The organism is Pseudoalteromonas sp. SWYJZ98, assembly GCF_015864495.1.
In the GTDB taxonomy this organism is placed as follows: domain Bacteria; phylum Pseudomonadota; class Gammaproteobacteria; order Enterobacterales; family Alteromonadaceae; genus Pseudoalteromonas; species Pseudoalteromonas distincta.
This window is the reverse complement of the sequence record NZ_JADYXA010000002.1, coordinates 198942-218096: the sequence shown is the minus strand read 5'-3', so window position 1 is coordinate 218096 and position 19155 is coordinate 198942. Positions and strand designations below refer to the sequence as shown.

Below are 19155 nucleotides of genomic sequence, written 5' to 3'. Positions count from 1 at the left end.
ACCTAGTAAAGGCGTAAAATGCCAGTCAATTTAGGTGCTTAATACTGAAATAAATTCACGTTTCAGCTTCAATAATTAACGAGATGCTAACCATTCATTTAGCTTAGCTTGAGAGCCTGTTACTTGAGCCATTAAGCTATTAGATGCGTCGATAGCTTCAGCTAAGTTATCTAGGTTTAAATTTTGTTCAATAACACGCGATACTTCAGCAAGGCTTGAAGCTCCAAACTGTGCCGCATTCGATTTTAAGCTATGGGAGTGGCGAATAGCTGCTTCTTTATCTTTACCAATTGTTGCTAACACTTCTGAGCCTAAACGTTCAAACTCTGAGCAGCAAAAATCAAGTGTATCAGCAAACTGCTCACCCAATAACGATTCCATACTCTCTAATGCTGATGTATCAATATTTATTTCTGTCATATTTTAAGCCCTTAAAACAATCCATGTAAGTTACAGTTTAATAGTACTACTTTATATTGATGCGTAAAAAAAACCAACTTAATTACCTTATAAATGTATAATTGCGAGGATCATACTGGCAACAAAAAGTTTATTAAATGGCACGCACACTTTGTAATCATTGTAACTTTTCACTAAACACCTGTATTTGCAACGCAATTACAAAAATAAACAACAAAGTTACGGTTATTATTCTACAGCACCCGAGTGAAGAAAAAATAGCAAAAAATACCGCTAAACTACTCAATTTATGCCTAACTGATTGCCAAATAATCAAAGGCGAAAATAATGATGACTTTTCCATACTAAAAACACTGCCAGTAAGTTCAACTGTTTTACTCTACCCTAACGAACACGCTGTAAATTTAGACGATAACACTGAGCAGCCAAATGTAAAAAACATCACCCATTTAATCGTGGTTGATGGTACATGGAAAAAAGCCTACAAAATTTTGCAGCTCACCACATTACTAAATCAATTTAAAACGGTCAGTTTTAAACAGCTACCTAAAAATCGTTATGCTATTCGTAAAGCCCCTCGGGCCGACAGCCTATCCACACTTGAAGCTGTAGCGCATAGTTTGTTTTTAATAGAGCAGCTAAATCCCGCACCACTTTATAATGCACTAAATGAATTAATACAAAAACAAACCCAACACATGCCTGAGCACGTAAAAGCACGTTACTTAGATTAAATTCGTTACTATATGAAACTTGCAATGCGTAACTACCCTAACAGACTAAAACGTGGCTTTACTCGCCAAGGACCCGACTATCGCTTTGACGACCAAGTCGACTTTAGCGATATAAGAGATACCTTCGGCTTTAGGTCAATGGTCGTTGGTAAATGGGTAACTAAAGAAGAGCGCTACATTAGCGCCAATTTAATTTACGATGCACTGGCCGACCTTGCACAAATACTGCATTTACCACCTAAAGCAATTGGCCTGCGCGGCAAGCTTAACTTTGCATTTGGCCATGGTGGTCAAAAAGGCGTGCAAGCGCATTATAATGCAGCCTCTCAAACACTTGCTCTTGCAAAAAATGCAGGCGGTGGTGCACTTGCTCACGAATGGTTCCAAAAGATCAAAGATATTAATTCTGAACACATTTCACTTTCATAGGAGATAAAATTTAATCAAGATTTTCTTGCATTTCAGCTTTTATTTACTACTGTAAAGATAAAAGTAAAAACAGAACACTTATTATGCCACCAAGAAAGCCAAGAATACGTTCGAGTAAATTGAAAGTCGTTTTAAAGTCTAAGACTGAAGCCGATACTTTAAAAGAAATACCGTTATCTGAAACTATAGATTTGCCAAAATATAAACGATTTATAGATATACAATCCTCGGATCACAAATACCCAACTCGCGTATTTTTTGAAGCACCTCTTGTTGATGAACTACCAGACAAAACATACAAATTGATTGGTGTTCCCACTGTACAATCTCTTACACCACCATTTGTTACTTACATATCTGAATTTTGTGGTGAAATACTCGCAACGGACTTAGCTAGGCTATGTCAAAAATACTTAACATCGAAAACATTCTCTAACGCAAGAGTTGCCGGCTCTTTGCTGGCTCTAAAACGCATCTGTGAATACGCAAAAACTTTGCCACAGACCGAAATTCCAAAGTCTCTACAAGAGCTAAATGCTTTCTTCTTTTCTAATTTAATAGTCTTTCAACCCAAACATAGGCGGGCTAATCTAAAATACAGTTTGAATCCTATTTTTAAATGCTCACGTCATTATGACTCTTGTGGGTTAAAAAAAATAAGAACTAAATTAACCTCTCCAAACACTACAGTTCAAGAAATAAATATCGATGAGTTAGAAAAAGCATTCGGGGAGAATGAATATTCAGATTCGGTACTGACACAATTATTAGCATATAGCTTTTTTATTATAGAAGATGCGATGAAGCGTTGGGATTCATTAGAAAAAGTTTCAATTGAATCTTTAGGAGACGATTATATATCAATAGATGAAATAAGTGTTTATAACCCTAAACTTATGAAGATGTTGAAAAATGAAAATGGAGGACATGAGAAAATAAAGCGTAATTTGTGTCTACTTATTAAAAACAACATTCCTCAACTTCAGAAATCCTGCCACAATAAAGACATAGTCGCTCCCTCACTTTTTATGAAAAAGATACATGATATTTATACCTCAAAAGAAGGTATTGAGATACTAGAAAATCAACCTTTTTCTAATCTAACTAATTGGATGTTTGCTAGTTATTACCCTACAAGGGTAAAAGCTAACAGAAAACATGAAGATCACAAACTGAGTAAATCGCTTTGGAACTTCTTGATGTTTAATACTAGACAAGTAGAGTTACCTATTCTCATTTATACGATGATAACTACCGGATTAAACAAAGAAGTCATCACTAGCTGGAAATGCTCTTATAATGGTATACCTTGGTATCAAAACTGGAATATAGAATTAGGCTTAAATGAAAATACATCGATTAGAGATCAAGAAGTAGTACTGACGGGTATTAAACGAAAGGTTGGTACACGTCCGCCGAAACAAATCGGATGTCCAATTAAAGTTAACAGCCCTTTATTTAAGTACCTTAAATTTTTGGATACGTTCAGCGATCCTAATCGTAAATATATATTTTCGTCAGTATGGGATGCTAAATATAAATCATCCTTCTTAAAAAAATTCCAAGTACAAGACGATGATGGCAACCAACTTACTTCTTTAGATAGCCTAAAGTTTCGCAAAGTGTATGCGGGCCATAAATTAATGTCATTATTAGAAGACGTTAAAAGTGCAGGAGAGCTGGTAGCAAAGCTAAAAGCAACTCTTGGCCACAATAAATTCGACACAACATTTTTTTCTTATTTAATGAAGAGCGGTAATGCAAACCTTGTATTAAATGCTGCAATCGTTGCCTTAACAAGTGAGCTATTAGAAAAGTCAGTTGAGTTCCAAGGTCAAATCAATAACAACTCTAACGAACGTGTAAAAAAACGCGAGCGCTACTTATGTGATTGTACAGATCCTGAAAAGCCAACTCATAACTTGCCAATAGCAAAAAAATGCACACGCTATGATATGTGTCTTGGATGCAAGCGCTCTGAAGTATTTAGCGAACATATTCCAAATATATTATACCGAATTCTTCAATTAGAGGAGTATAAGTTCATGAAAAAAGGACCTTCCAATGATTTGATTGACGATAGACTATGGATCGCCAAAGATACTATTAGGAAATTTCGCAATTATCACCCTCGTGGTGAAGGGATAATAGAAGCAGGATATCATACAGCAAATATTGCAATGCGAAAGGGTGAAATACTCCTCCCCCCTATTTTGCAATTTTAAACGGAGTATCCTATGCCTAATACCATTCCCTTCAATACCAAAGATACTTTAGCTGATTATAGCAGTCACACTTCAATAGGTGAAAAACAATGGGCGTGTTTAACTCACCTCGAAGAGCAATACAAAAATCAATCAATGAATCGAATAACCAATAATGCATTTTCTGATGAATACTGGGATTGCACAGGTTCAAATCGTTATAATTTTAAATGGATAGATTGGCTTCCTGAGCCAGAGCAAAAGCCATTACTTATTCTGTGCAAAGTAGCGACCTTCATCTTAATACAGATTCGAGGTGCTAATATTTCGACGGTTCAGCCTCGTGTAATTGGTTTTATTAATACATTTAAAGAAATGCTAGCAAGTAAAAGAATATTAATCGCCAATGAAGGTGAGCAATTCAGAGGGTTAAGTGATTTACTTTCAGATGATATTAGTCTAGCTGCAAATAGAAATTTACAACTAAAAGGCACTCTTGGACTGGCGCCTTTTTCTTTCATTAATGATCTAACAACGATAGAGGCTCCTTCTTATTTCAGTGCATATTTTATGGTATCAAATATAATCACACCTTGGAGTAAGGCCGGTTTAGACGTTCGTAAATGGGTGCCAAGTTTAAAAAAAGCACTTGGTTTAAATAATGAAATAACTCACTATATGCCTTTAACACAAGAATGCTGCAGCTCAATCATAACCACATCTTTGATGATTATAAATGACTACGGAGACACAATTATAGATTTTTTTAATGAAGTCGAAAATAAAACAAAAAACCTACCTAAAAATAGGTGTAGAAGATTCCCTAAGTCCCTCAACACAATTATCAAGAATAAATTTCAAACAAAGTTAGAAAATATCATGCCGATGACATTCTCATCAGAGAGGCAATTACCTCAAAGTTATTACTCTAACTTACAGCAACTCACACAATCTGCCTGTGCTTGGATTATTTTACTTACGACTGGGCTGAGGAACATAGATTTAAGGAAGTTATCACCAAAAGCCTGCATCGCTTCAAAGCGCAGTGACAATATATTTTATATAGTAAGTAATATTCAAAAGACTGATTTAATTAATTACGTATTACCTATCCCTCCACAAACCGCCAAGGCCTTTATGCTAGCAACAAAAGCTAAATTAAATAGAGATGGAGAGGTTGTCTTTCATAAGACTCTGGCTAAAGTTGCTGATTCATCAATAAAAGACGAATATTACATGGGAGAAGAGTCAGCCTTTAATAAACTACTTAGGTTTCTGCCTAACCACTTTAATATAAAATTAGAAACAATTGATCCCAATGTTCCTGTTTCGGCTCATTGCGGACGTTCTACTCTTGCAGGTTTTATCGGTGCCAACAGTACAGCTGCTATTTTAATATTGAAAAAACTATTCGGCCACTCGAATGACTTAATGCCTGATGCGTATATTAATTATAACCCTCTTGTGATCGCCGAACGTAACAGAAATATCACGACTGCTCAGCAATCTTTAGCTGAAGATATGGCACTAGCAATATCTAAAGGTAGCGTCGCAGGTGTAAAAGGTGAACAACTTAAAAAAGGGGCTGAAACTATTAAGGCGGAAATAGAAGAAAAGTATAAAAGTGAATCTCTTACTGAAATGGATTTACAAGTAAAGCTATTGGAGCGATTAAAGGAAATGCTTTTACAACGCATGACTAATAATCATATCTTTGCCCTACTAACACCGATGAGTGTTGTTTGCTTACGCATGACAAACGATACTACTGACTCTCCTTGCGCCTCCCAAGAGAATCAAGCAGCTCGAAAAAAAAGCGGGTTTAGTAAAGCTGTTACTGATGTAATGGCTACTTTACCTAACCCAGCGCAATGTGTAGGTATTAAGTGCTCTGATGCTCTTATAGGAAAACCTTGGAGCGATGGCTTGTTTGAGACGTTTAAATTTTACATTAGTTATTTAAATTCTACTAACCAAGTATTTGACCTGATACAAGAAGCTAAACGCTTTGTTACTAATTATAGGGACGTTTTGGAAGAGCTCTATAAGGAGGAACTAAATAATGACTGAAGCTAAAAAGCCTGATGTTTCTATAAAGGAGCAAGGTCATATAACAAAGATAAAAGCTTTAGAAGCTTCGTTTTCTCGACATAAGGGGAAAGCTATAGCGAATGCTTCGGTCAACGAATGTTCGTTAGTTAAAATTAGTGAAGATGTAGGTGTACACCGAGATTACTTTAAAGGAATCAAGCCTAAAACACTTCCTCACATAGCCAAACAATATAAAGCTTTTGCTGACAGTGTATCTCAGTGGCGCGCAGAATTTCAAAATAAAAAAATAAACAATGAAGTTGAATCAGAGCTAGGTAAATTACAAAAGCAAAACGAACTATTAGAAAATGAGCGAAATCAAGCTCATATGAGTTGTGCCGACTTAGTTGCTAAAAATGAACAATTTAAGTTTGAGTTATCTCAGGTTGTAGACCAATTATCTAAAACACAAGAACATGCTATTGAAGCATCATATTCAGCGTTACAGCGCGATCAAAATCGCTTTACTACGTTTGCTAAAGCAGAAGTAATATCACCTGATCAGCAGCTATATAACGCAGAAGGTATTTATGAATTTGACAATAAAGCACTTAAAGATGTTGCATGGCGCTCTTCAAGAGAAGCCCTAAAAAATTTTTTACAACGAAGCCTACCTATGCGCATATATTTGCTATCAGGTATGCCTGGATCTGGTAAGACAACTTGGCTCACGTCTAATTGTTATTATCCTGACCGCCACCCAGTCGTGATTGATGCCACCAACCTAACTCTTCGTTCTCGAATGCAATGGTTAAGCTTAATTTTACCTTATAAAATGAAATTGACTACTGACATAAAAGTGTGTGCAGTTATTTTTGATACGCCATATGACGTACTTGTTCAACGAAACTTCAAACACCGAAGAATCGAAGAAGGCACATTCAGAGAGCTTTATGAAACTCAAGATGAAATTAGTGTGTTAGACGAACAGTTCGATGAAATCATGATCATAAGACATATATAAAACTTATTAGTTAAGGATAATCAAAATGAGTTACCTACAACTTAATTGCCTCACTGGAAACCCTGTACCCATACCTTATTACCCTGGTTCCGGTGTAAATATGCATCTATTGCAATTTTTAACAAAACGGTTTTATCACCCGACAGCGATGCCCGGTAGGTTAAAAAAGGTCGGAGGTAAAAGGATTTATGATATGGCACAAAACATCAAATTTATGCTTAACTGCATAGAGAATGAGGTTTTGTTTGTTGATGAAAATGGTGATTTACTTGAAGCTGGAAGCATAAACTATCTAAACATTAACTATTATCAATTAAAGCAAATTGTAAACTTGCTTCACAATGACTGGGGCTGGAAAGGACAGTCAATCAAAAATTATATTGCCCCTCTGCGTGAGTTTTATGATTACCTCCGCTCTGAAGGAGTAATTCACAATATGTTTTTTGAAGGTAAATATAAGGCTACTGTATCTAAGGACCGAGATGGAGACTTTTTGTCACACACAAAACAATTTAGTAGCCATTATGAATATGATATAGAACCACTCATTCCAAAAGAATGGTGCGAATATTCAGATGATTATAGAGGAAAGGTTGTCTCGATGTCTCAATTTAAGAAACTCTATAGTGAACTAGACAATCAAGATCCTGTATATGCTGTAATGGCTGCAACAATGCTACAAACATTTTTGCGAATTGGCGGTGTTATGCAAATACCAGTTAAATCCAATAGATTAAACCCTAATTGGAAACGATTCGGTCAAATGGACTCTACTATTGGTTTTCAAGAATTACGCTATAAAAACAAAGGTGGTTCCATTGCAACATGTCTTATTCACATTGAAACGATGAAATTAATTCATGAAAAATTTATAATTCCCCACCGTAGTAAGCGCCAAGAATTATATGAAAGGTGTTATTGCAAGAGTAAACATGCTAAAAAGCTGTACCGGAACGAACAAGATAGCTTCTTATGGCTAAATAAAACTGGGAAGCCAGTCTCAGTTCCTGAGTTACAGGAAGCTTTTAACAAGGCATCTAAAGCCTTAGGTTTTCATGTCACTTCTCATTTTATGCGTCACACTGGCGCAACTCAGTTGCTACATCGCTGGGGTAAAGTAAACGACACTTATATTTGTGAAACGCACAAGACCACTATCCATTCGTTTCTTAAACGTCAATTAGGTCACAAGGACCTGGAAACTACAATGCACTATATTAGGACTATAGAGAGATTAACGGGAGAACAGGTATACATCGAATTCTTCCCATCTTCATTATCTTTAGATGACACTGACAATGATACTGATTTAATTCATGATGTTAAATCAGCATATAACAGGGCTATGGAGTTGCACTTAGGATAACTATCGAAGCCGAAAGGTTGAGTCATGCATCATCCCTATCCTCTGAATGATACTTAAATGACAAAGATGTCTAAACACCACAGGTAATCGTTTTAAAGAAGCACCGTTAGCTTTTGTTGTATTCATTTATTAGCTTTTGTTGTATTCATTTATTAGCTTTTATTGTATTCATTTATTAGCTTTTGCTGCAGAACTAATAACATTTACAGCATAATATTCCTTATCTTTGTTTAGCAAAGACCTCAAGTATCTACTTTAAGTAGAGCCAGCTACCTCCAAAAGTAAAAAATAGACTGATTGTAAGGCGCTAAGCGCCTTATTTATCTTCCAAAATATCTTTAAGTGATATGCGTTTTAACTGTGTGCCATCGCGATATCCTATTGCTAACAAATTGTCTAATACAGCACCAGTGTAGAAGGTGTAGCAATTTTCTTCACCAACGGGGAGCTCATATATAGAGCCTGATATCTGAGGCCAAATCCAGTAATTTTCACAAGATGACAAGTGAGGTAGAACCATTGAACCTGAGCTTACTCTCCATTCATCATCATTTCTCCAAGAACAAAACAACACATAGCAGGATTTACTATCAACTGTTTGAAACGTTAAAACAACCCAGCCTTCTGGCCTATGTTTCATATGCAGCTCCATCTCTTTTACATTACAAATAAGTTCAAAATCTCCATTAACCTTAACTTAATTAAAGTGAGTAACCCTCAGTAGTGGCATATTGCTTTGTCTGTAATTCTGATGCAAATAAGTTAATTAGAAAAGTATCACAAATCATATCTGATATAAAAAGCAAAAAGTACAACCAGTAATTATTGATGATTCAATTATACTACAGACCCTATTAATAGAGCATGAAAAAGAATAGCTGAGGAAGAGCAACGAAAGTTGGAACTTGTTGAGATAGCTGTTGCGTGGAGAAAAGCTAACGGAGTATCAAAGTTTAATGATTTTTAAATGTACTAGCTCAGACTTGATCTGACAGTTTAGATTTGAGCTAAATTCTTTTCAGCTGTACGCTTTAGAATATCACGCCATTTGTTTTCTTGCTAACAATGAGATAAACGCATATATCCATCTCTAAACAAACGATTATCCCTGATAAAGACAAATGGAGGTGTGTGATATCCTGATACGATGGCAGTTGGTGCTCCTCCTTGATACTCAGTAGTCACGTTAACTAGCTTCTGTCCTTAGACAGGGTTATAAGGGTAACTCGCCTTTGCCCCACTAAAAGTTTGAACGGTTAGGAATAGCTTAATCAAGCTACTCCCATTTTTCTTCATTTCCACAGAATCATGCATTAAAGTGAGTTGTATTATTTATACTATATGATTAACTGCCTGAAATTTACAGTTATCAAGTAGTAAATCAAACACTGGTTTGACCGAGTTATAGGTGGAGTTTCTATTATCATGCCACTGTGTTACCCGATGCTCTCTGTTACAGCAGTAGGTTACGTATATCTTTTCTTTGGCTCTTGATAATGCGACGTATATTGCACAATTATTTTCAAATGGTTCATTCTTGTACTTCCAAAATGCTTGATCTTCCAGTCCCATGAGATATACCGATTGATATTCTAACCCTTTGCATTTATGGATATTCATTATCTGAACAGCATTGTCGGCGGTAAATAACTGCGCCGTTTCACGAATACTGCCAGACTGCACGTACATATCTCTAAAGTGCAACTCAAGCGATTGCAAAACGCTTGAATAATAGGCTGGTGATTTGTATTGCTTCCAGCGTCCTTTAATTTTTTGTACACCTAAGAAATGAATAAAACTTTGTATATCTGAAATGATGTTTTCAATCGTTGCATTCAAAGTAAATGTGTTTTGTTTCTCAGAAATAAAATTTGCAATCAATGAAGTAAATTCAGCTTCTTTATCATCGCCTAATTCAACCCGATTTAAACTTCTATAAATGTCATATAGCTCAGTTATAACTTTTGGTTCTGGACAAACAACAGCTTTTAAGAATAGAGAAAAAATCCTACCAAGCGGCTCTTTCAAAGCATCCTGCAAGTCACTCATCTCTAAATTATTGATACTTAGCCTAGTAAGTTCACTTCTAAGTAGCTCTGTATACTCAGCAGAATGCTGTTTGGTTAGTACACAGATTTCACTTTCTTTAATACCGCCTTGAATGGCACACTGTATCTCATTAGCAATAAACTGAGCTTCTTGTAGCTCGTCACTAAAAAGATGCACTGTACAATTTGTAGGTGGCTCTTGCAGTACAGTTAGTGGTGCGGCAGCTCCTTCAACAAACTCTAAAACGACATTTAAAACGTTTTGCACTTCTATTGATGCTCTATGATTTTTAAGAAGCAGCATTTTCTCTGCGGCAAAATCATTTGAGAAATCTGTAAATACTGAGGGTCTAGCTCCTGCCCACAGCATAATACTTTGATTAACATCGCCCACAGTTATAATTTTAGTCGTAGTATTACAAAATAGTTGCTTTAGCAATGAGTACTGTTGGTTTGTAGTGTCTTGAAATTCATCAACAAAAACATATTCGTAAGACATCGAAAAAATACTTTTTATATCTTCTCTTTGAGCTATTATTTTAAGTGCTAACGTGGGTAATTCGCTCATTAGTATTTTATCGGAACCGTTTGCTTCTGCTTGCTTGAGGACAATATCGTAATTATCCGTTGGTCGTTCGGCTTCATTGAGAATATTCTTAAATCTGTCAATGATACTCTTGCAAAAGCCATGAAACGTGAATGAATCAAAACGTTCTGACTTTTGCCCGCAGCGACGATCTATCCTTTTCTTTATATTTTCTTGGGCTTCTGTTTTGAAAGTCAAAGACAGTATTCTTTTAGGCCAAGAACATTTATTTGTTGCGAATAAATAATTTGCTTTTTGCGCGAGCAATTCTGTTTTACCAGCGCCTGCTCCCGCCAGCACTGAGAGCGAACCTTCAAAATTAATAATATCCATCAACTCGTCAGTTGCTTCAATACCAAGTGATGGCTTCCATTCCACCATTATTCGATTACCTGTTCAGCAAGGTTGATAACTTTTTCCATCAATCTGGTTAATTCAGGTGGTAGCATCTCTTTTATTTCTTCCGCATCATATTTTTCTTCAATTTTTAACATCATGCGAACATGAGATGCTGGCTTGCTTTTATTCGATAAAAAGCGATATCTATACCAAAGAAAGTTTCTTTCCCATTCATCGCCAAAGGGGTAGCGTATTCCTGAGTTACCTTTTTTAAGTACAGCTTTAATCAGCGCAGTTTCTCGTTTGGGTTTATCTGTATCTTCTTCGTCTTCTTTGCCTTCAACAGGCCCACGTTCACCATAACCGCTATCTTTTTCACAAAATATATCTGGGAATGCGCAAATCATTGAGTAGTCAATATCAAGAGGGCTTGAGAAAAATACATTATTGTCTTCGAGTTTCGATAGTATGTTGATACTTTCTGTTTCTGAGGTTCCATCGACTTCATAATTAATGCAATAACTAACAGGGTTATCTGATGAATCCCATGCTGGTATTTGTTTTAAAATCCCATTGTGGAGATAGCGTATATTTGGATTAAATTTGGATAACTGCTCAACACAATAATAAATCCTTCCAAATCCACCACCATTTCTATCTATGTCAAAATCTAAAAGGGTAACAAACGGAATCTTTAAAGCATTTAATAGTCGCCAAAAGTGGTTTACATGTCTGCCACCTAAAGGAACAACTGATATAGCGTGAGAGTCAACATCTGTATCGTAGAATTCTAATAATCTTGGTAAAATCACCTGTTCACTGTCACCTTCACCTAAGACTACTAACTTAGCAAAATAAATTTCTGGGTAAGCCTTTATCGCTTCACTAATATATTTCGCCTGTTCATCTGCGTCATCAGGTAAAGTTAATGACTGAATTTGAGTGCTCTTTGTATCAGCGTCTAACCTGAAATGTCTGATCTGAAGTGGTTCAACTCTTCCTACTAAAGAAGGTGAATGAGTCGATACAATGGCCTGACATAATTTACTACCGCCGTATTCCTTAACTAGCTTTATGACTCTACCTAAATAATGGGGCGATAAATGATTTTCAGGCTCTTCTAAAGCAATTAAACTAAAGATAGGAAGCTTCATCTTTTCAGGGTCAAAATTAGAGTCTTCTCCCTTCATAACAGCTTCTCTGGTTGCTTTGTCTATTTCAAGTAAAGCTTTAGTTAAAGCAAAATAAACCAGAGATTTCTGTCCGTCACTTAAACGGCTTGTATCAACCTTATTCCCTGTAGCATCAGACATAAATTGAAGCTGAATTAACTTTAATATTTCATCGATATCTCCAACGGGAAAATTGAGGGTTGCTTCATTTAGGTGTTGCCCCTTGTATATATTTTGCCAGTTTTTATTAATTGCAGTAGCAATCTGAACTAAAGCAGAGTTTTCCGCTGTTAATTCATTTAACTCTTGGGCTTTGGCTTCAAACTGTGCCTGCTCTCCTACTTGCCACTTTATTGCTCTAAGAAGCCGACCTAATACGGCTCTTGATGAATATTTTAATTGGACGAGTGGATCACGGTTGGCCGGAACATAATGAACTTGGATTCCATTTCGTTGCACTGCCGATAACCGATGTTTGTTATCGTCTTCAGGAACTTGCATATCACCATCAATAACCCATACTTTTTCATCAACATCACCAAGAGGATTGTAATCAAAGCTTAAACTAGCCTCAAGTCTTACCCTGAAGATAATCTTGCCATCGGCACTTGTTGCAGTTAAGCCATTAATAAGGGTTGGAATAGAGATGTTTCCATCAGAATTTTCAAAGTTAAACCAAGCTTCAATGACCAAATTACGAGGAGTAAATTTGTCATCTTCGTTAGATAGGTGGAAGTCGGATGGTGAAACTCCACGAAGTGAATGATCTGTTGCGAATATTTTATTCAGGGCTTCAATTGCGGTGCTTTTACCTGTGCCATTGTGTCCTATAAACGCAGTCACATTCTTATCAAATTCGACTGTTTGTGGGTGGTCATTAGAGATGCTTTTATAGCCCGAAATCCATACTTTGTTCAATTTCATTTAGTTCCCTTAAACGCAATGTATCTTAGAGTAAAATCTATTATTATCGATTCATCACTCACACTATCAATAAAAAATTTGAAAGAAATTAACCCTAACGGCAATTAACTTTTATTCAAGGTATATTATATATCACATGTAAAACAATGTGATAATAAACTAAATGTTGTCTTTTAGACCATTTGTGATTAAGAACAAAACGGCTTATTAATACCTATAAGTTGTAAGGAGTTGAGGGTTACTGGTAAACGCTTGATTACTTCAACCAAGAGAATCATGGCTGGGCTTATGGTCAGTCTTTACTTGAAGCTATTTGCACAAGAGCGGACATATGGACTTCCGATAGTTTGCTATACACCCAATAAGTGATATTGGCTTACTTACTCCAATCCTGTACGTTCTTGGTTGAAACTCTAACTCGCTTTTGCCCTTTATTGTTTTCACCAAGACTTTCTTGTGAAATATTAAATCCAGATATTCAGTATAAAAATTCACTTCTAAATATTCCTCTAACAAAACTACAGTTTTGCAGCGATATTTGATATTGTTACAAAAACAACTATCGAGAGATATGTATGACTTCTGGTATAAACGGTGGGAACTGCATACTCAGCTCTATGGCTAAAGAGCGAGTAATGAGCGGGATTCTAGATAGAGCACAAATTGTGGGTTTTAAAGGCGAGTACACCGTCATTTTTGACGGGACAGAGTGGAATGGTGAGCCATTGGTACTAAGTAGTTCAAGACAGCCTTATGAGGCTCGTGTGTTTAAAAGTTTAGATGGTGCGATTGCAGAACTGCAACGCATTGGTCTTACAGAAGCATCTATCAAAATTGTTTAGAATTTGGGATAAAAATGAACACTAAAGAAGAAACAGTATTCGCAAATATAGAAACAACAAACAGTAAGCAGATCGCTATTTTGAAAAAACACTTTCCGAATTGTTTTGATCGTGATGGCAACTTCATCCAAGAACGAATGCTTGAAGTTGTCAATGAAAGCGATGTTGAGTTGTCGAAAGAAAGCTACTCGTTGAACTGGCTAGGAAAGTCATACTCTCGTCTACTAGCAAACTTGCCGCCAAAGACTTTGATTCATGCAGATGTAGAGCACAACTCACAAGAACAGCACAAAGATAGTGAAAACTTGCTGATCAAGGGAGACAACCTTGAAGTGCTTAAACACTTGGTTAATGCGTACAGTGAAAAGGTCAAGATGATCTACATTGACCCTCCGTATAACACTGGTAAAGACGGATTTTCGTATAATGATGACCGTAAATTCACGAAAGAACAACTCTCTGAACTAGCTGGTGTGGATATTGATGAATCTGAACGCATTCTAAGTTTCACAGATCAAGGTTCGAATAGCCATAGTGCGTGGCTCACTTTTATATATCCACGTCTTTATGTGGCGAGAGAGCTTATGGAAGAAAGTGGAGTGATTTTTATATCGTTGGATGATAATGAACTTGCTCAACTGAAAATATTATGTGACGAAATATTTGGTGAGCAAAACTTTCTAGGTAATGTTATTTGGAAAAATGTAACCGATAATAATCCTACAAATATTGCTACAGAGCATGAATATATCATTGCTTATGCTAAAAATAAGTCTCAAGTAGCACGTAAATGGAAAAGTAATCTATCTGATGTAAAAGATATATTGGTAAGTATTGGTGAAAAACTGATTTCACAATATTCTGATGCAAAAGAATTACAAAACGCATATACAGAATGGTTTAAAGAAAATAAATTCCAACTTGGTCAACTGGATAGATACAAATTCATTGATAAGGGCGGTGTTTTTACAGGTAGTCAAAGTGTACATAACCCGGGCAAAGATGGATACAGATATGATGTATTACATCCAGAAACTCAAAAACCATGTAAAGAACCCCTAATGGGCTACCGCTTTAAAGAATCAACAATGAAAGAATTAATTGCGGCTGACAAAATCCTATACGGAAAAGATCATAATAAAATCATAGAATTGAAGCTTTATGCCAATGAATTTGAAGAGAAGTTTTCTAGTGTAATTGAGCTTGATGGTCGTTTAGGGGCAAATCAGTTACGCTCTCTCTTTCCTGAGATGAAAAAGGCATTCACAAATCCTAAGCCTACTCAGCTCCTTGAAAAACTAATATCTTACGTTTGCGATGGAAATGAGTTGATATTGGATTTTTTTGCAGGTTCGGGAACAACCGCAAACGCAGTAATGAATCTAAACCGAAACGAAAATACTACTTATAAGTTCATAACTGTTCAGCTGGATGAACCATCAAAAACTAATTCTGAAACATTCAAAAATGGTTATAAAACCGTTTTTGAATTAACAAAAGAACGCTTAAACAGAGTTAACTCTGACAACAAAACTAATGGCTTTAAGATTTTTGAAACTGTTGAAGATTTCCGTGTTGAAGATGATGAAAATGAACTATCTCTGTCAAACTACACCATGTTCAATGACGTACTTTTATCAGATGAGCAATACAGTACTTTGTTAGCAACTTGGGCTTTGTATGACGGTAGTGAATTGACAACACCGATTATTGATATTGATCTCGCTGGTTATACAGCGCATCTATGCGACAGACATTTGTATATGATTGCACCAGATTTCAGTGCTGATGCACTGAAAGCACTCCTTCATAAGCTTGATGATACAGACGATAAAGATTTTGGCCCTAATAAGATTGTTTACTACTCAAACAACTTTGATAGCAGTAAACAGATGGATTTAAACGAAGCGTTAAAAAGCTACACAAACAAGAAGTCTATCGAAATCGATTTGGTGGTACGCAACTAATGTCTACTCAAAAAAGTAAAGGTTTTACATTTGAAAAGAACTTACCGCACCAGAAAGCTGGTGTAGATTCCGTTCTGAGTATGTTTGTTGGTGCAGAGCCACAGTTAGATGATGATCAAAGTATTCGCATGCTCGCTAACCCCGAGTTAGTGATCACTAAACAACAGTTGGCTTTGAATATTAAAAAGATTCATGAATTCAACAATATTGAGCACACTAAAGAATACTACAAAGAAAATAGTAATGTGATTGACGTCTCTATGGAGACTGGTACGGGTAAAACCTATACCTATACCAAGACAATGTTTGAGCTAAACAAAGCATTTGGTATCAACAAGTTTATTATTATTGTACCGACACTTTCAATCAAAGCAGGCACTGTCAATTTCTTAAAAAGTGATGCGTTAAAAGATCACTTTAGAAAAACAGACCGTGAGTTGAAAACATATGTTGTTGAAAGTAAAAAGTCATCGAAGAAAAACACCAAGTCATACATGCCGCATGCCGTTCATGATTTTGTAGAAGCCAGCAACTTTAATAAGAAATACATACATGTGATGGTTATTAACTCTGGAATGGTAACGTCACCATCTATGACAGAGGTGTATGATCGTGGTTTACTTGATAACAAATACAACACACCTATAGAAGCTATCGGTGCAGTTAAGCCGTTTATTATTATTGATGAACCACATAAATTTCCCGATGGCGGTAAAACGTGGGATGCGATCAAGAAATTCAATGCACAGAACATTATTCGTTATGGTGCAACATTCAATGAAAAATACACCAATCTTGTCTATCGCCTGACTGCGGTTGATGCGTTTAATGACGATCTTGTAAAAGGAATCAACACATTTATTGAAGAAATGGTCGGTGATGATGTCGCCAGTCTGATACTCAAGAAATTAACAAGTAAAGAAGTTACATTCGAGCTTAATGAAAATGGCACTAAAAAATTAATAAAGATCGGTAAAGGTGAATCTTTAGTGAATGCTCATTCGGAATTACACGATTTAACTATTGAAAATATAGCGGTTAAAGAGAAGCTGGTTCTTTTGAGTAATGGTGTTGAGCTTAAAATTAACAAAGCTATAAACCCTTTCGCCTACTCAGAAACACTCGAAGAGAACATGATGCGTAGGGCAATTAAAGAGCACTTCAAAGTTGAAAAAAAAATGCTTACGCAACGTCCACGCATCAAGCCACTTGCTTTGTTTTTCATTGATGATATTGAAGGCTATCGTGATGGTAATAACATCTCTGGCAGTTTGAAAACAAAGTTTGAAGAATGTGCATTAGCAGAAGCTAAAGCACTGCTGAAAAAAGAACAAGATCCGTTTTATAAACAATATCTTGAGAAAACCATAGCCGACATTAGTAGTGTTCACGGTGGTTACTTCTCTAAAGATAACAGCGACAAAGATGAAAAAATCGAACAAGAAATCAATGAGATCTTGCATGACAAGGAACTGCTTTTGTCACTAGACAACCCTAGACGATTTATCTTCTCTAAGTGGACGCTTCGAGAGGGTTGGGACAATCCCAACATCTTTACGCTTTGTAAACTGCGTTCTAGTGGTAGTACAACATCGAAACTACAAGAAGTTGGTCGTGGTTTGCGCTTGCCCGTCAATGAGTTTATGGCTCGTGTAAATGGTGAGTTCCGTTTGAACTACTTTGTTGATTTCACCGAGAAAGACTTTGTTTCATCATTGGTGCAAGAAGTTAACAAAACATCGTTTAAAGAAACAGTGCCATTAAAATTAACAGTTGAAATCAAAGACAAGATAGCGGCTCATTATCCCGACTTATCTTCACTGAAAGTGATGATGGATTTGGTAGGCAAAGGCATCATTGATGAGAATGAAAACTTTATTGGTGCTGGAGCTTACACGAGGCTGAAAGAAGAATATCCGAGTGCTTTCCCATCTGGTGTTAAGCCAAACAAGATAAAAATAGCTACAGAGGGCAAAAGCAGTTCAAAAATGCGAGTAGGCAAGTTTGACGAGCTAAAACAGCTTTGGGATATAATCAACCAAAAAGCGGTTCTTGAGTATAAAATTGCTAATGAAGACGAATTCTTGAACTTATTCAAAAGCTACTTAGTTGAAGAATCAGACAAGTTTAAGAAAACAGGTATTCAGACACGTAAAGAGAAGGTTTATATCAGCAATGATATTGCTATGTCTCAAACGTTGTTGGGTGATGATGACGACTTTACTAAGTTTTGTACCATGACTTACAAAGAATTTGTTAATCGTCTATCACAAGCTGCTTTTATCAAACCGTCTACTATACACAAAGCTTTTATTGCGGTACAAGATACTATTGATATTACAGACTATTTGAATATTCAAACGATCCGTAAGATAAAGTCTGGATTCAGTAAGTTTTTGCTCTATAACTCGTTTAGTAAGTTTGGTTTAGGTTACAACATCATATCTAACAGCGTACATCCAACTAAGTTTACAAACGAAACTGGTCAGCCGCTAACAGATGTTGCAGCTAGTGATCTCGGTGTTAAGTCTGATGAAACTGTTAATCCACTAGATAGCTATCTGTTTAAGGATGTATTCTATGACTCTGATTTAGAGAAAAAGAACATCACTCAAGGCGAGATCAACGGTGATTTGTTATCTGTCACTGTATTCACTAAGATACCGAAGAATTCTATCAAGATTCCAGTATCAGGCGGTTATACGTATTCACCCGATTTTGCTTACGTGGTGAAAACAAGCAAGGGTGAATACTTAAACTTCATCATTGAAACAAAAAATGTCGATGGTAAAGACAGTTTAAGAAAAGAAGAAGAACGAAAAATTGAGCACGCCAAAGAGCTGTTCAACCAAATTAGTAAAGATGTGAAAGTTGAGTTTAAAACGCAATATGCTGATGATGTGATTTATGATCTAATCAAGAAATCTATTGCTGCTGAGTGTTTGTAATTTAGGGAGGGCAATCCTCCCTATTCACAATGAATGAATACCCATTCAAAATTATCGTGTTTCCATTTCATTATTAGAGTAATTAACTACTTTATATAGTTTTAACAAATAACCTAAGGTA

12 protein-coding genes and 1 pseudogene are annotated in these 19155 nt (G+C 36.1%); 9 read left to right on the top strand and 4 right to left on the bottom strand.

Going from position 1 to position 19155, the window contains the following annotated elements:
• Positions 1-75: 75 nt before the first annotated feature.
• The gene (locus I6F10_RS02655) at positions 76-420 is read right to left on the bottom strand and encodes an Hpt domain-containing protein (RefSeq protein WP_002959674.1); all 345 of its coding nucleotides are present in this window, start codon (positions 418-420) and stop codon (positions 76-78) included.
• A gap of 137 nt (positions 421-557) precedes the next feature.
• On the opposite strand from I6F10_RS02655, the gene I6F10_RS02650 reads away from it, so the two are divergent.
• From I6F10_RS02650 to I6F10_RS02625, 6 genes and pseudogenes are all read left to right on the top strand, one after another.
• The gene (locus tag I6F10_RS02650; protein WP_165742922.1) at positions 558-1154 is read left to right on the top strand and encodes a tRNA-uridine aminocarboxypropyltransferase; all 597 of its coding nucleotides are present in this window, start codon (positions 558-560) and stop codon (positions 1152-1154) included.
• Positions 1155-1178: 24 nt separating this feature from the next.
• A pseudogene (locus tag I6F10_RS02645) lies at positions 1179-1571 on the top strand (CLCA_X family protein); the annotation flags it as partial.
• A gap of 95 nt (positions 1572-1666) precedes the next feature.
• On the top strand, positions 1667-3808 hold the full coding sequence (locus I6F10_RS02640) for a hypothetical protein (RefSeq protein ID WP_197098390.1): 2142 nt from the start codon (positions 1667-1669) through the stop codon (positions 3806-3808).
• Positions 3809-3820: 12 nt separating this feature from the next.
• The gene (locus I6F10_RS02635; RefSeq protein ID WP_197098389.1) at positions 3821-5857 is read left to right on the top strand and encodes a site-specific integrase; all 2037 of its coding nucleotides are present in this window, start codon (positions 3821-3823) and stop codon (positions 5855-5857) included.
• Positions 5850-6842, top strand: a complete 993-nt coding sequence (locus tag I6F10_RS02630; RefSeq protein ID WP_197098388.1) for a hypothetical protein — start codon at positions 5850-5852, stop codon at positions 6840-6842. Before I6F10_RS02635 ends, I6F10_RS02630 begins: the two co-directional genes overlap by 8 nt.
• Before the next feature lie 25 nt (positions 6843-6867).
• Positions 6868-8208 (top strand): tyrosine-type recombinase/integrase, encoded by a 1341-nt coding sequence (locus I6F10_RS02625; protein ID WP_197098387.1) that lies wholly within the window; start codon positions 6868-6870, stop codon positions 8206-8208.
• A gap of 316 nt (positions 8209-8524) precedes the next feature.
• On the opposite strand, the gene I6F10_RS02620 is transcribed toward I6F10_RS02625, so the two are convergent.
• The 3 genes from I6F10_RS02620 to I6F10_RS02610 form a co-directional block, all read right to left on the bottom strand.
• Positions 8525-8848 carry a hypothetical protein gene (locus I6F10_RS02620; RefSeq protein ID WP_197098386.1) on the bottom strand — a complete coding sequence of 108 codons (324 nt, stop codon included), beginning with the start codon at positions 8846-8848 and terminating at the stop codon, positions 8525-8527.
• Positions 8849-9540: 692 nt separating this feature from the next.
• On the bottom strand, positions 9541-11223 hold the full coding sequence (locus I6F10_RS02615; RefSeq protein ID WP_197098385.1) for a UvrD-helicase domain-containing protein: 1683 nt from the start codon (positions 11221-11223) through the stop codon (positions 9541-9543).
• Positions 11223-13277, bottom strand: a complete 2055-nt coding sequence (locus I6F10_RS02610) for an ATP-dependent nuclease (RefSeq protein ID WP_197098384.1) — start codon at positions 13275-13277, stop codon at positions 11223-11225. Before I6F10_RS02610 ends, I6F10_RS02615 begins: the two co-directional genes overlap by 1 nt.
• Before the next feature lie 575 nt (positions 13278-13852).
• Here I6F10_RS02610 and I6F10_RS02605 point away from each other — a divergent pair.
• From I6F10_RS02605 to I6F10_RS02595, 3 genes are read left to right on the top strand one after another with little or no spacing between them, the layout of a single operon-like run.
• Positions 13853-14119, top strand: a complete 267-nt coding sequence (locus I6F10_RS02605; RefSeq protein WP_197098383.1) for a hypothetical protein — start codon at positions 13853-13855, stop codon at positions 14117-14119.
• A 14-nt stretch (positions 14120-14133) separates the two neighbouring features.
• The gene (locus I6F10_RS02600; protein WP_197098382.1) at positions 14134-16086 is read left to right on the top strand and encodes a site-specific DNA-methyltransferase; all 1953 of its coding nucleotides are present in this window, start codon (positions 14134-14136) and stop codon (positions 16084-16086) included.
• The gene (locus I6F10_RS02595; RefSeq protein ID WP_197098381.1) at positions 16086-19034 is read left to right on the top strand and encodes a type III restriction-modification system endonuclease; all 2949 of its coding nucleotides are present in this window, start codon (positions 16086-16088) and stop codon (positions 19032-19034) included. Before I6F10_RS02600 ends, I6F10_RS02595 begins: the two co-directional genes overlap by 1 nt.
• Positions 19035-19155: the final 121 nt, after the last annotated feature.

Excerpts from the sequence above, each read along its gene's own strand:
- I6F10_RS02650 (WP_165742922.1), top strand. The coding sequence starts at position 558 with ATGGCACGCACACTTTGTAATCATTGTAACTTTTCACTAAACACCTGT.
- I6F10_RS02630 (WP_197098388.1), top strand. The coding sequence starts at position 5,850 with ATGACTGAAGCTAAAAAGCCTGATGTTTCTATAAAGGAGCAAGGTCAT.
- I6F10_RS02655 (WP_002959674.1), bottom strand. The coding sequence starts at position 420 with ATGACAGAAATAAATATTGATACATCAGCATTAGAGAGTATGGAATCG.
- I6F10_RS02635 (WP_197098389.1), top strand. The coding sequence starts at position 3,821 with ATGCCTAATACCATTCCCTTCAATACCAAAGATACTTTAGCTGATTAT.
- I6F10_RS02640 (WP_197098390.1), top strand. The coding sequence starts at position 1,667 with ATGCCACCAAGAAAGCCAAGAATACGTTCGAGTAAATTGAAAGTCGTT.
- I6F10_RS02600 (WP_197098382.1), top strand. The coding sequence starts at position 14,134 with ATGAACACTAAAGAAGAAACAGTATTCGCAAATATAGAAACAACAAAC.
- I6F10_RS02610 (WP_197098384.1), bottom strand. The coding sequence starts at position 13,277 with ATGAAATTGAACAAAGTATGGATTTCGGGCTATAAAAGCATCTCTAAT.
- I6F10_RS02620 (WP_197098386.1), bottom strand. The coding sequence starts at position 8,848 with ATGAAACATAGGCCAGAAGGCTGGGTTGTTTTAACGTTTCAAACAGTT.
- I6F10_RS02595 (WP_197098381.1), top strand. The coding sequence starts at position 16,086 with ATGTCTACTCAAAAAAGTAAAGGTTTTACATTTGAAAAGAACTTACCG.
- I6F10_RS02625 (WP_197098387.1), top strand. The coding sequence starts at position 6,868 with ATGAGTTACCTACAACTTAATTGCCTCACTGGAAACCCTGTACCCATA.
- I6F10_RS02605 (WP_197098383.1), top strand. The coding sequence starts at position 13,853 with ATGACTTCTGGTATAAACGGTGGGAACTGCATACTCAGCTCTATGGCT.
- I6F10_RS02615 (WP_197098385.1), bottom strand. The coding sequence starts at position 11,223 with ATGGTGGAATGGAAGCCATCACTTGGTATTGAAGCAACTGACGAGTTG.